A 12,768-nucleotide genomic window follows, 5' to 3' on the forward strand; every position below is an offset into this window, starting at 1 on the left:
GAAGGTTGACCATTTCCAATGCGGCGAGTGCGACTTCCTCGCCCTTGTTGCCGTGGCTGCCGCCTGCGCGGGCCTCGGCATCTTCCACGCGTTCCACTGCCAGCACGCCGTTCAGCACCGGCACGCCAAGGGGTTTACGGGGTGACCGTCTCCACCACTTCCAGGCCGTACCCGGCCAGGCCGATCTGGCGGCGCGGGGTACCCAGTACGCGCAGCTTGCCCAGGCCCAGGTCGGACAGGATCTGCGCACCGGCACCGTTGCGGCGCCACTGGCTCACGTCCTTGTCCTTGCCCGGCACCACCGGCGCCGGCTGCTGGCGCAGGCGGGCCAGCAGGCCTTCGCCGTCGCGCGGGGCCTGCAGCACCACCATCACGCCACTGCCTTCGGCATCAATGGCACGCAGCGCATCGGTCGCCGCCACGCCGAAGTCATCACGCCGCCAGTGCAGCAGGTCGGCCAGCGGGTTTTCCACCTGCACGCGCACCAGGGTCGGGGTGTCAGCGTCCGGGGTGCCACGAACCAGGGCGAAATGCAGGTCGTGGGCGATGCGATCGCGGTAGGTGACCAGCTTGAACGGACCGAATTCGGTCTCGATCTCGCGCTCATCGACGCGCTCGACCGTCTTTTCGGTGGCCAGGCGATAGGCGATCAGGTCGGCGATCGAGCCCATCTTCAGTCCGTGCTCGCGGGCGAACACTTCCAGCTCCGGGCGGCGCGCCATGCTGCCATCGGGGTTGAGAATCTCCACCAGCACGCCGGCCGGCTCCAGCCCGGCCAGCATGGCCAGGTCCACACCGGCTTCGGTGTGGCCGGCGCGGGTCAGCACGCCGCCGGGCTGGGCGATCAGCGGGAAGATGTGGCCCGGCTGGTGCAGATCGGCCGGCTTGGCGTTGGGCTTCACCGCGGTGCGGATGGTGTGGGCGCGGTCATGAGCGGAAATGCCGGTGGTCACGCCCTCGGCCGCTTCAATGCTGACGGTGAAGTTGGTCTGGAACTGCGCGGTATTGGCCTGCACCATCGGCGCCAGGCCGAGGTCGGCGGCGCGGGTGCGGGTCAGCGGCAGGCACACCAGGCCACGGCCGTGGGTGACCATGAAGTTGATGTCGCTGGCCTTGACCAGCTCGGCAGCCATGATCAGGTCGCCTTCGTTCTCGCGGTCTTCGTCATCGACGATGACGACCATGCGACCGAGGCGGATGTCTTCCAGGATGTCGGGAATGGAGGCGAAGTTCATGCGGCATCTCCCTGTGGGTGCTGACCGTTGGTCGGCACTCCGATCAGCCGCTCGACATAACGAGCGACCAGGTCGATTTCAAGATTGATCGCGCTGCCCACGCCGGTGGCGGAGAACGCGGTATTGGCCACGGTGTGCGGGATCAGCGCGACTTCAAAGCCTTCGTCGTCCACTTCGTTGACGGTGAGGCTGACGCCGTCCACGCAGATCGAGCCCTTCTTGGCGATGTAGCGGCGCAGTGCGGCCGGCGCGGCGAAACGCCAACGCTGGGCACGGGCATCTTCGTGGATGGACAGCACCTGGCCGAGGCCATCAACGTGGCCGCTGACCAGATGGCCGCCAAGTCGGTCGGTCGGGCGCATGGCACGTTCGAGGTTGATGACGGCGCCCTCGGCCAGCTGGCCCAGCGTGGTCAGGCCCAGGGTCTCGGTGGACGCATCGGCCTGGAAGCTGCTGGCGTCGAACGCGATGACAGTGAGGCAGACGCCGTTGATGGCGATGCTCTCGCCCATCTGCACGTTGTCGAACGGCAGATTCCCGACATTGAAAGTAAAGCGGACATCGCCGCCGATGGATTCGCGAGCGGCCAGACGGCCGACGCCTTCGATGATTCCAGTAAACAAGTAACGTTCTCCGCGAAAAGTGAGCGAAAAACGCCGCAAGGCAAACAGGCGGGCGCAGGGCCGCATAGGCCCTGTGGCACCGTCTTCTTTCATCCGGACTATGACCGTCGGCTCCGGCATTGGACCGGATCTGCTGACCCCCGGCGGTAAGGCCGGGGCGCTCGCGGGCTTGTGCTTGCGCACCTACCGCCGGTGGGGAATTGCACCCCGCCCTGAAGACGTTTGTGTACCGGCGAACCGGCCCGCCCAGTGTACCAGCCCGGGCTGAACGGGGTCGGATGCCCCGGGGTCAGAGCCGTTTCCCGATGGGAAACGGATCCGACCCCACCCGGGCGTGCCCAGGCCTGTGACGGCCGTCGCTCGCATTTCGTAAAACTTTCATTAAAATCGGCGTTCGGACGACATGAGGTCGCCACGGACTGCCGCACAGGTGGGCCGCCAATGGACTGAAATTCACAGGAATTCCCATGCGCAAGATCCTGATCGTGGCCGCCCTGCTGGCCGCCGCACCGTTCTCGGCCTCGGCCGACGCCCTGAGCTACACCTACGTCGAAGGCGGCTGGACCCAGGTCAAGACCGACGACGACGTGTTCAACGATCCGAAGGTTGATGGTGGCTATGTGCGCGGTTCGATCGCGCTGGCCGAGCAGGTGCACGTGTTCGGCGGCTGGAACTACGCCAGCAAGAGCTACGACTACGACTACGGCTCGATGAAGCTGAAGTTGAACCAGCCGGAGCTGGGCATCGGTTACCACATGCCCTTCAGCGACCGCGTCGACTACACCGCCGACATCGCCTGGGTCCGCCAGCAGGCGGAGATCACCGTGAAGGACGTGGACTACGGCCGCTTCACCGTGAAAGACCACACCAACCTGGTGCGCGCCACCATGGGCCTGCGTGGCAAGCCATCGCGCATGACCGAAGCCTGGATCAAGGCCGGTTACATGGACGGCGGCAACGAGTTCAAGGGCACCTGGGTCGGTACCCTCGGTGGCCAGATCAACTTCACCCGTACCTGGGGCCTGGTCGGTGAGATCTCCGGCTACCGCGACGTCACCCAGTACTCGGCCGGCGTGCGCGCCAGCTTCTGATTGCCCGATCCTCGTCGTGTGATCGAACGGGTCCCGCAAGGGGCCCGTTTTTTTGTTGGCCGCCGCGCGCAATGCGCTTGGCTGTCGCGCACCATCGAATGCCATGGCAAGTGCGCTAGGCTTGCCGCCCTCTGGAACAGGAACACCGTCATGAAGACCCCGATCCGCGGCCTGCTGGCCACCGCACTGCTGTGCGCCCCGTTGTTCGCCGCCGCCGCACCTGCGCAGCTGACACCCGAACAGACGTTCGATCTGTACGCACGTGCATTGCTGGAAGACGATGCCGCCGCCACGCGCACGCTCAACGACGCGCTGAAGCCGGCCTTCGACGGCCAAGACTCGGTAACGCCGGTGCCGGGCATGATGGCGCAGGCCCTGGCCGAACCGTGGCAGACCGTGCTGGCCGTGGCTGGCGTAACGGGCGATCCCGCAGCGGCCGAAGCGATGTATGCCAAGGCGCTGAAGGCCTCGCAGTGCCGTGCCACGCGCAGCACGGTGGAAGACAACGAGTACGTGGACGACCAGAAGATCGCCAAGGTCGATTTCAGCTGCCAGCTGGCCGACCTGGGCAGCGTGCAGCCGTTGTTCCTCGCCAGCCTGACGGGTGAGGACAAGGCTCCGCGCGCGCGCTTCACCGAGGCCTATACCAAGGCCCTGCAGAGTGGCCCACGCAAGGCCGTGACCGGCACCCTCACCCTGTATACCGCCAAGGACAAGGGCTACTGGTACAGCGCCAATTTCGATGATCTGGTGGGGCCGGTGCTGGATGCGCTGGCGCCGTTCGATGGCTGGATGCAGGACGTTGAAGCGGCCAAGGCACCGAAGGTGACCGGCGTGCCGGCCTGCGACCTGCTGCTGCAACAGCACCGCAGCTGCGTGGCAAAGATCGCGCCGGACCAGATCAGCGGTGTGGATGCGATGACCGAAGAGTTGAAGGCCAAGACGCAGGTGATGTCGGCCGAGGAAATGACGCAGGAGTGCAAGGCACTGCGGCCGATGGCCGAGATGATGTGGACCGATGCGTGCGCGTGAGGTGGTTCTGCTGAAACAGCTGGGGCTCGCTGCGCTGCTGCTGGCCCCTGGCATTGCACTGGCGTCGGCACCTGCGCTGACGCCCGTGCAGGTATTCGACCTGTATGCACAGGTGATCGTGCACGGCGATACAGCGGCACAGGCAACGCTGGCCCGCTATCTCGATACCGACAACGGGCCCGCCCTCGCGGCGGCACTGGCGGGTGCAAGCCATCTGGACGAGGCACCCGAACTGGCTGATTGGCCGAAGGCTGCCGCGGCGCTGCGCAAGCGGCAGAAGTCGGTGCATTGCGCTACCGACAGCGTGCGCCGTGCGCAGGCCGACAGTGCCGACGTCGACTATCGCTGCCACCTGCCCGACCTGTCGGCACTGCTGCCCGTGTATCGGCAGCATCGCGTGCCGTTCAATGGGCCGCACCCGCCGCAGATGGCGAGGGGGCTGGCGACGGCATATACGCAGATGATTGCCGTGGCACCGGACCGGGAAAGGATCATCACGGTGCCGTTCCATCGCGAACATGACGGTGGTGCCTGGCGCATACAGAACCCAGCGCCGCTGATGAGCGGACTGGCTGACGCGTTCCTGCCGTTCTTCGAATGGAACGAGCACCTGCCCGACGAGGATCGCTGAACTGAAAAAGGGACGGAGGGGATCCAGTCGTTTGTCGCATAGACGACTGGATCCCCTCCGCCCCTTTTTCAGGGGCGCAGCAGCAACCGTAGATCCTCGCCGACCTGGCGCTGATCGACCACGCGCAGGCGGCGCTGCTGGTCCATCGCGTCGATGCCAAGACCAGCCAGCAGTGGGCGGCCGCTGTCACCGAACAGGGTCGGTGCCTGATAGAGAAGCAACTCGTCCACCCAACCGCCGCGCAGCAGCGCACCGGCCAGCGTCGCGCCGGCTTCGGTATGCACTTCGTTGATGCCGCGCTCGGCGAGGAGTGCCAGTACCGCGCCCAGATCAAGGCGACCGTGGCGGACAGCGACGCTGGCGAATGCCGCGTCAGCGGCGTCGGGCGGGCTGATCATCGCATCATGCAGGTACAGCGTCGGCGCTCCCCCTTCGCGCACACGGCTGCATTCCAGCGAACGCAGGCGCGAATCCAGCACCACCCGCAACGGTGGCATCACTTCGGTGTCAGCCAGGCGCACGGTCAGCATCGGGTCGTCGGCGATCACCGTGTCGGCACCAGTGAGGATCGCGCTGGCACGTGCGCGCCAGTGCTGCACATCCTCGCGCGCGGCGGGGCCGGTGATCCACTTCGAACTGCCGTCGGCCATCGCGGTACGGCCATCCAGGCTGGCGGCCAGCTTCACCCGCAGCCACGGACGACCGCGCTCCACGCGCGACAGGAAGCCCTTGTTGAGTTCGCGCGCCTGCGCGGCCATCAAGCCCTCGGCGACCTCGATGCCGGCTTCGCGCAGCAGATCGAAACCACCGCCATCGACCTTCGGGAACGGGTCGCGCATCGCGGCCACAACACGCGACACGCCGGCGTCAATCAGCGCCAATGCGCATGGCGGCGTGCGTCCGTAATGCGCGCAGGGTTCCAGGGTGACGTAGGCGGTGGCACCACGTGCTTCGGCGCCGGCCTCGCGCAGGGCAAACACTTCGGCATGCGGGCCGCCGGCACGCTGGTGCCAGCCCTGCCCGACCACGCGCTCGCCATGGGCGATCACACAGCCGACCATCGGATTGGGGCGGGTGGTGTACGCACCACGCTCGGCAAGCCGCAATGCGGTGGCCATGTGCAGGTGGTCAGGGACGGTGAACGATGTGCTCATGCTGCCATGGTAGCGCCGTTGGTACCGATCCACGCCATGCGTGGATGGCGGCACCCACCACCGCTCAGTAGATCCACGCCATGCGTGGATGGCGGCACAGTGCCAACCAAGGTTGGCCCCCACCAGGGCAACGGGCGTCAGCCCTTCTTCTTCTTGGTCAGGGCGATCACATCGCCCAGCAGCTGCAATTGTTCGGTGCTCGACGGCAGGTCGCGTTCGAGCTTCTCGATCTCCTCGCGGAAATCGGCCACGTCCTCGAAGCTGCGGTAGACCGAGGCGAAACGCACATAACCAACATGGTCAAGCTTGCGTAGTTCATTCATGACGAACTCGCCGACCTTGATCGACGGTACTTCGCGTTCGCCGCTGATGCGCAGCTGATGCACCACCGCGCGTACCGCCGCTTCGATCTTCTCTTCGGGCACCGCACGCTTCTGCAGCGCGCGGTCGAAGCCGGCGCGGACCTTGCGGGCATCGAAGGCCTCGCGGGTGCCATCGCTCTTGACGATGGCCGGCAGCTTCAGTTCGACGGTTTCCAGGGTACTGAAGCGTTCATTGCACGCCTCGCACTCACGCCGACGACGAATCGTCGCGCCGTCTTCGGAGACGCGCGAGTCGATGACCCGTGTATCGGCATGCTGGCAGAAGGGGCAATGCATTGAACGCCTGGCTCAGGGAAGTACCTGCTGCCACGGTCGTGGCAGCGTCGCAACGGTACCTGAGAAGGGCTGTCCCAGCAAATGTCGCCTGCAATCAGCCTTGTTCGGCAATGCCGGGCGCGCGACGCAGCCAGCCCAGGTGCGCCGCCGGCAACAGCAGCGGGACGCCCAGCACCAGATACCCCAGCACCTGCCAGGGGCTGCCGGCAAACAAGCTGAAAAGCACCACACCGACCACGGCCAGCGCCGCGATGGCGCCAAGCACCAGCCCGACCCATGGCAGCGCCGGTGAGCGCCGCAGGCCTTCGCGCCCCTGCCGCAGATAGCGGATGCTGAGCCACAGCCATGCCAGCAACCCGACAACACCCGCACTCGCCCACAGGAACAGCACGGCACCTTCGTCGCCGCGCATCAGGCCGTGGCGGACCAGGAACGTGTAGATGCCAAACCCGGCGACGCCACCACCGGCCACCAGTGCAGGCAACCCCAGCAGCAGGCTTTGGGCGATATACAGGCGTTTGTGCAGACGCTCATCCATGCGTTCTTTCTCTCTTCCGGCGCGCGATCTCACGCCTGCCTTTTCAGCCACACCAGCATGCCCGCCGGCACCAGCATCGACGGCCCCAACAGCAGCAGATTGAAGCCTTCGGCATGGACCGTGATGCCCCACCACAGCGCCAGCCCCAGCGGCGGCATGGCGGCGAGACCACCGGCCAGCAGCATGCGCCACCAGACCGGCCGCACGCGCAGACCGGCACGTCCCTGCATCAGGTAACCCGCGCTGAGCCACAGCCAGGCCAGGCAGCCGGCAATTCCGGACAGGCCCCACAGCGGCATCAGCGTCACCGATGCCAAGGTGCCGTGACCAAACTGCCCCAGCCCCATCAACAGCAGCATCATCGCTGCGGCCCCGCCGCCCACCAGGCTGGGCAGGCCGAAGAGTACAGCCAAGGCTGCATAGAGATACTTGAGGCGACGCTCATCCATGCGCGGTACTCCGATGCCCGGGGTCAGAGCCCTTCCCGCTGGGAAGGGATCCGACCCCAGTGCCCGATCAACCGTAGACCGGGTACTTGCGGCACTGCGCGCTGACCGCATCGCGCACGCGGGCAATAACGGCTTCGTCGGCCGGCGCGTCGAGCACGTCGGCGATCCAGTTGGCCAGGTCCACGCAGTCCTGTTCCACGTAACCACGGGTGGTCACCGCCGGCGTGCCCAGGCGCAGGCCCGAGGTCACGAACGGCGAACGCGGGTCGTTCGGCACCGAGTTCTTGTTGACGGTGATATGGGCCTTGCCCAGCGCGGCTTCCGCGTCCTTGCCCGACACGTCCTTGCCGATCATGTCGACCAGCATCAGGTGGTTCTGGGTGCCGCCGGAGACGATCTTGTAGCCGCGCGCGATCAGCGTGTTGGCCATCGCCTGGGCGTTCTTCACCACTTGCTGCTGGTAGGTCTTGAAGCCCGGCTCCAGTGCTTCCTTGAAGGCCACGGCCTTGCCGGCGATGACGTGCATCAGCGGACCGCCCTGGATGCCCGGGAACACGATCGACTGCAGCTTCTTGACCAGGTCCTCGTCGGCGCCCTTGGCGACGATGATGCCGCCGCGCGGGCCGCGCAGGGTCTTGTGGGTGGTCGAGGTGACCACGTGGGCATGTTCCAGCGGGCTCGGGTAGACGCCAGCAGCAACCAGGCCGGCGACGTGCGCCATGTCGACGAACAGGTAGGCACCGACCTTGTCGGCGATGGCGCGGAAGCGCGCCCAGTCGATCACCTGCGAGTAGGCCGAGAAGCCGGCCACGACCATCTTCGGCTTGTGCTCCAGGGCCAGGCGCTCGACTTCGTCGTAATCGATCAGGCCCTGGTCGTTGACGCCGTACTGCACGGCGTTGAACAGCTTGCCCGAGGCGTTGACCTTGGCGCCGTGGGTGAGGTGGCCGCCGTGGGCCAGGCTCATGCCGAGGATGGTGTCTCCCGGCTGCAGCAGCGCGAAGTACACGGCCTGGTTGGCCTGCGAGCCGCTGTGCGGCTGCACGTTGGCATAGTCCGCGCCGAACAGCTGCTTGAGGCGGTCGATCGCCAGCTGTTCGGCGATGTCCACGTACTCGCAGCCACCGTAGTAGCGCTTGCCCGGGTAGCCTTCGGCGTACTTGTTGGTCAGCTGGCTGCCCTGCGCTTCCATCACTGCCGGGCTGGTGTAGTTCTCGCTGGCGATCAGCTCGACGTGGTCTTCCTGGCGCTGGGTCTCAGCGGCGATGGCCTTGGCCAGTTCGGGATCGTAGGTTTCGATGCGGACGTCACGCGGGAACATCGGGTACTCCAGCAGGCGGGGAAAGGGGTACGGCTCAGCCCTTGATTGTAGCCCCGCCCCGGCCTGCTGGGGCCGAAACGATCGGGGCCGGATTCGACGAACGAATCCGGCCCCGTATGGTTTCCAATGGCGTTGTGGGGTCAAAGCCCTTTCCGTTGGAAAGGGATCCGACCCCGGCACTGCATCAACGGTTGTTGATGATGTAGTCGGCGATGATGCCGGTGGCCACGGCGACCAGCAGCATGTTGCCGCGGTCATCGCGGATCCAGTGGTGGCCGTACGGCGGGCGACGCAGGTGGTAGCGCGGGTAGTCGTTCACCACGTAGATCGGGCCGCGGTAGTAATCGCGGTAGCGGTGGCCGCGCTGCCAGCCATAGCCATAGCCGGGCCGGTAGCCCGGGCTGTAGACCACGCGCGGCGGCGGCGGTGCCGGGCGGTAATAGCCGTGGTCGTAACGGCGGTCGTGACGGTAATCGCGGCGTGCTTCGCGGCGGTCGCGTTCCCAGTCGCGGCGGTCGTGACGCCATTCCCGGCGATCTTCGCGCCACTCACGGCGGTCGTGGTCGCGGCCACGGTGGTCGTTGTCGGCGAAGGCCGGGGCGATGGCGCCCAGCGCCAGTACAGAGGCCACGGCGCCGGCCATGAGTCGATGGAGTTGCATGGGAGACCTCTGCTGGGTGGGTGGTGATCCCATCTTGCGCATGCGATCTGAACGGTTTCCGGCTGGAAACGCTTCCCGCTGCGGGACTGTGACCGGTATTCAGGCCGCGGCCAGCCCCGGGCGCTGCGGCCAGCGCGGGCCGGAACCGGTTCCGGCTATAATTGGGGGTATTCCATTCAGTCTGTGCCCGCTGCCGCAACGGGAAGTTCCCCGTGACGGACCGGGCGCAGGGTCGCGCCTACGGAGACCTCATGTCCTCGCAATACATCTACACCATGAACCGCGTGTCCAAGGTGGTCCCGCCCAAGCGGCAGATCATCAAGGACATCTCGCTGTCCTTCTTCCCGGGCGCGAAGATCGGCCTGCTGGGCCTGAACGGCGCCGGCAAGTCCACCGTGCTGAAGATCATGGCCGGCGTGGACACCGATTTCGAGGGCGAAGCCCGTCCGCAGGCCGGCATCAAGGTCGGCTACCTGGCGCAGGAACCGGAGCTGGACCCGACCAAGACCGTGCGTGAAGCGGTTGAGGAAGGCGTGGGCGAAGTGCTGCAGGCACAGGCTGCGCTGGACGCGGTCTACGCGGCCTATGCCGAAGAAGGCGCCGATTTCGACGCGCTGGCCAAGGAACAGGAGCGCCTGGAGGCGATCCTCGCTGCCGGCGACGCGCACACCCTGGAAAACCAGCTCGACGTGGCCGCCGATGCGCTGCGCCTGCCGCCGTGGGACGCCATCGTCGGCAAGCTGTCCGGTGGTGAAAAGCGCCGCGTGGCACTGTGCCGCCTGCTGCTGCAGAAGCCGGACATGCTGCTGCTCGACGAACCGACCAACCACCTCGACGCCGAGTCGGTGGAATGGCTGGAACAGTTCCTGGCGCGCTACACCGGCACCGTCGTGGCGGTCACCCATGATCGCTACTTCCTGGACAACGCCGCCGAGTGGATCCTGGAACTGGACCGCGGCCGCGGCATTCCGTGGAAGGGCAACTACACCGACTGGCTGACCCAGAAGGATGAGCGCCTGAAGCAGGAAGACAACCAGGAAAAGGCTCGCCAGAAGGCGATCCAGAAGGAACTGGAGTGGTCGCGCCAGAACGCCAAGGGCGGCCGTACCAAGGGCAAGGCCCGTCTGGCCCGCCTGGAAGAGCTGCAGTCGGTCGATTACCAGAAGCGCAACGAGACCAATGAAATCTTCATCCCGCCGGGCGAGCGCCTGGGCCAGGCGGTGATGGAGTTCAAGAACGTCTCCAAGAAGTTCGGCGACCGCCTGCTGTTCGACAACCTGAACTTCCTGGTGCCCTCGGGCGCCATCGTCGGCATCATCGGCCCCAACGGTGCCGGTAAGTCGACCCTGTTCAAGATGATTACCGGCCAGGAAAAGCCGGATACCGGCGAGATCGTGGTCGGCCCGACCGTGCAGCTGTCCTATGTCGACCAGAGCCGTGACGCGCTGGAAGGCAACCACAGCGTGTTCCAGGAAATCGCGGGCGGCCTGGACATCCTCAACATCAACGGCATCGAGATCCAGTCGCGCGCCTACATCGGCCGCTTCAACTTCAAGGGCCAGGACCAGCAGAAGATGGTCGGGTCGCTGTCCGGTGGTGAGCGCGGCCGCCTGCACATGGCCAAGACCCTGCTGCAGGGTGGCAACGTGCTGCTGCTCGATGAACCGTCCAACGATCTGGACATCGAAACCCTGCGGGCGTTGGAAGATGCGCTGCTGGAGTTCCCGGGCAACACCTTCGTCATTTCGCATGACCGCTGGTTCCTGGATCGCATCGCGACCCACATCCTGGCGTTCGAAGGCGATTCGCACGTGGAGTTCTTCCAGGGCAACTACCGCGAGTACGAAGAAGACAAGCGCCGCCGCATGGGCGACGACGCTGCGCCGAAGCGCCTGCGCTTCAAGGCGCTGAAGTAAGGCAACCGGAAAGGCCGCGCTCGCGCGGCCTTTCTCATTTAGGAGGCGTACCGACCAACGGTCGGTACCCACATTTGGCATTCGGGTAGGTCACGACCGTTGGTCGTGACACCTTGTCGTGAGATCCCCCATGTCCCTGTTCGAACGCCTGTTCCAGCTGCAGCAGCACGGCACCACCGTGCGCACCGAACTGCTGGCCGGTGTCACCACCTTCCTGACGATGTCCTACATCGTCTTCGTCAATCCAGAGATTCTCGGCACCACCGGCATGGACGCGGGTGCGGTGTTCGTGGCAACCTGCCTGGCCGCCGCGCTGGGCTCGGTGGTGATGGCACTGGCGGCCAACTTCCCGGTGGGCATGGCACCGGGCATGGGCTTGAATGCGTTCTTCGCCTTCACCGTGGTCGGTGCTGCCGGCCTGCCCTGGCAGCAGGCACTGGCGGCGGTGTTCATTTCCGGCCTGGTGTTCCTGGTGCTGTCGCTGACCGGCGTGCGCGCGTGGCTGGTGTCGGGTATTCCGGCGTCATTGCGGTCGGCGATCGTGGCCGGCATCGGCCTGTTCCTGGCGATCATCGCGCTGCAGAAATCCGGCGTGATCATCGGCAACGAGGACACGCTGGTGGCGCTGGGCCCGCTCAATACCGCACCGCCGCTGCTGGCACTGGGGGGCTTCCTGCTGATTGCGATCCTGGAAGCGCGGCGTGTACGCGGCGCGATCCTGATCGGCATCCTGGCGGTGACCACGGCCGGCTGGGCGTTGGGCGATCTGCAGTACCACGGGCTGGTGTCGTTGCCGCCGAGCCTGGCACCGACCTTCCTGCAACTGGACCTGCCCGGCCTGTTGCACCACAACGGTGGCGCGCCGATGGCGGTGCTGCTGCAGGTGGTGCTGGTGTTCGTGCTGGTGGAAGTGTTCGATGCCACCGGCACGCTGTACGGCGTGGTCGGCCGTGCCGGCCTGTTGAAGCTGCCGGGCGCACAGAAGCGGTTCGGTCGCGCGCTGCTGGCCGACAGCACGGCGATTGTCGCCGGCTCGCTGCTGGGCACCAGCAGCACCACCGCCTTCGCAGAAAGCGCTTCCGGCGTGCAGGTGGGTGGCCGTACCGGTTTGACCGCGCTGGTGGTGGCCGCGCTGTTCCTGGCCGCACTGCTGTTCTCGCCACTGGCGGCAATGGTGCCCGGCTATGCCACCGCGCCGGCGCTGCTGTTCGTGGCCGGGCTGATGCTGCGTGAGCTGGTGGAAGTGGACTGGAGCGACCTGACCGAGTCGGTGCCGGCCGCGTTGTGTGCGCTGGCGATGCCGTTCACCTATTCCATCGCCAACGGCCTGGCCTTCGGCTTCATTGCCTATGCTGCGCTGAAAGCCGGCACCGGCCGCTGGCGCGAGGTGCATCCGGCAGTGTGGCTGGTGGCGGTGCTGTTCGTGCTGCGTTACGCGCTGGAGTGAGCCGGCGGCTG

The 12,768-nt window shown here is 66.2% G+C and carries 13 protein-coding genes, 1 pseudogene and 1 riboswitch; of the genes and pseudogenes, 5 read left to right on the top strand and 9 right to left on the bottom strand.

Annotated elements, in window-relative coordinates:
- From WKB25_RS08680 to WKB25_RS08690, 3 genes and pseudogenes are all read right to left on the bottom strand, one after another.
- A pseudogene (locus tag WKB25_RS08680) lies at positions 1–127 on the bottom strand (6,7-dimethyl-8-ribityllumazine synthase); the annotation flags it as partial.
- A gap of 7 nt (positions 128–134) precedes the next feature.
- Positions 135–1,235: a 3,4-dihydroxy-2-butanone-4-phosphate synthase gene (gene ribB / locus WKB25_RS08685; protein WP_340569997.1), complete on the bottom strand. Its 1,101-nt coding sequence runs from the start codon at positions 1,233–1,235 to the stop codon at positions 135–137.
- Entirely contained in the window at positions 1,232–1,858 is a 627-nt protein-coding gene (locus WKB25_RS08690; protein WP_340569998.1) for a riboflavin synthase, read from the bottom strand. The genes ribB and WKB25_RS08690 overlap by 4 nt, the downstream gene beginning before the upstream one ends.
- Before the next feature lie 77 nt (positions 1,859–1,935).
- A riboswitch (FMN riboswitch) is annotated at positions 1,936–2,082 on the bottom strand.
- Positions 2,083–2,325: 243 nt separating this feature from the next.
- Here WKB25_RS08690 and WKB25_RS08695 point away from each other — a divergent pair.
- The 3 genes from WKB25_RS08695 (at position 2,326) to WKB25_RS08705 (ending at position 4,612) form a co-directional block, all read left to right on the top strand.
- A complete protein-coding gene (locus WKB25_RS08695; RefSeq protein ID WP_340569999.1) occupies positions 2,326–2,949 on the top strand; it encodes an outer membrane beta-barrel protein in 624 nt (207 codons plus the stop codon).
- A 150-nt stretch (positions 2,950–3,099) separates the two neighbouring features.
- Positions 3,100–3,981 (top strand): hypothetical protein, encoded by an 882-nt coding sequence (locus tag WKB25_RS08700; protein WP_340570000.1) that lies wholly within the window; start codon positions 3,100–3,102, stop codon positions 3,979–3,981.
- Positions 3,968–4,612 (top strand): hypothetical protein, encoded by a 645-nt coding sequence (locus WKB25_RS08705; protein WP_340570001.1) that lies wholly within the window; start codon positions 3,968–3,970, stop codon positions 4,610–4,612. Before WKB25_RS08700 ends, WKB25_RS08705 begins: the two co-directional genes overlap by 14 nt.
- A 68-nt stretch (positions 4,613–4,680) precedes the next feature.
- On the opposite strand, the gene ribD is transcribed toward WKB25_RS08705, so the two are convergent.
- The 6 genes from ribD to WKB25_RS08735 form a co-directional block, all read right to left on the bottom strand.
- Positions 4,681–5,766 carry a bifunctional diaminohydroxyphosphoribosylaminopyrimidine deaminase/5-amino-6-(5-phosphoribosylamino)uracil reductase RibD gene (ribD, locus tag WKB25_RS08710; RefSeq protein ID WP_340570002.1) on the bottom strand — a complete coding sequence of 362 codons (1,086 nt, stop codon included), beginning with the start codon at positions 5,764–5,766 and terminating at the stop codon, positions 4,681–4,683.
- A 137-nt stretch (positions 5,767–5,903) separates the two neighbouring features.
- A complete protein-coding gene (gene nrdR, locus WKB25_RS08715; protein WP_025876654.1) occupies positions 5,904–6,425 on the bottom strand; it encodes a transcriptional regulator NrdR in 522 nt (173 codons plus the stop codon).
- A 94-nt stretch (positions 6,426–6,519) separates the two neighbouring features.
- Positions 6,520–6,963: a hypothetical protein gene (locus WKB25_RS08720; protein WP_340570003.1), complete on the bottom strand. Its 444-nt coding sequence runs from the start codon at positions 6,961–6,963 to the stop codon at positions 6,520–6,522.
- 29 nt (positions 6,964–6,992) lie between these two features.
- The gene (locus WKB25_RS08725) at positions 6,993–7,412 is read right to left on the bottom strand and encodes a hypothetical protein (RefSeq protein WP_340570004.1); all 420 of its coding nucleotides are present in this window, start codon (positions 7,410–7,412) and stop codon (positions 6,993–6,995) included.
- Between the two features lie 67 nt (positions 7,413–7,479).
- On the bottom strand, positions 7,480–8,733 hold the full coding sequence (glyA, locus tag WKB25_RS08730; RefSeq protein WP_340570005.1) for a serine hydroxymethyltransferase: 1,254 nt from the start codon (positions 8,731–8,733) through the stop codon (positions 7,480–7,482).
- Between the two features lie 184 nt (positions 8,734–8,917).
- On the bottom strand, positions 8,918–9,394 hold the full coding sequence (locus WKB25_RS08735; protein ID WP_340570006.1) for an RcnB family protein: 477 nt from the start codon (positions 9,392–9,394) through the stop codon (positions 8,918–8,920).
- A gap of 251 nt (positions 9,395–9,645) precedes the next feature.
- On the opposite strand from WKB25_RS08735, the gene ettA reads away from it, so the two are divergent.
- Both ettA and WKB25_RS08745 read left to right on the top strand, forming a co-directional pair.
- Positions 9,646–11,310, top strand: coding sequence for an energy-dependent translational throttle protein EttA (gene ettA, locus WKB25_RS08740; RefSeq protein WP_025876664.1), 1,665 nt, complete (start codon positions 9,646–9,648; stop codon positions 11,308–11,310).
- A 130-nt stretch (positions 11,311–11,440) separates the two neighbouring features.
- Entirely contained in the window at positions 11,441–12,757 is a 1,317-nt protein-coding gene (locus WKB25_RS08745) for an NCS2 family permease (RefSeq protein ID WP_340570007.1), read from the top strand.
- Positions 12,758–12,768: the final 11 nt, after the last annotated feature.

It is taken from the genome of Stenotrophomonas sp. G106K1 (genome assembly GCF_037969685.1).
GTDB lineage: Bacteria > Pseudomonadota > Gammaproteobacteria > Xanthomonadales > Xanthomonadaceae > Stenotrophomonas > Stenotrophomonas lactitubi.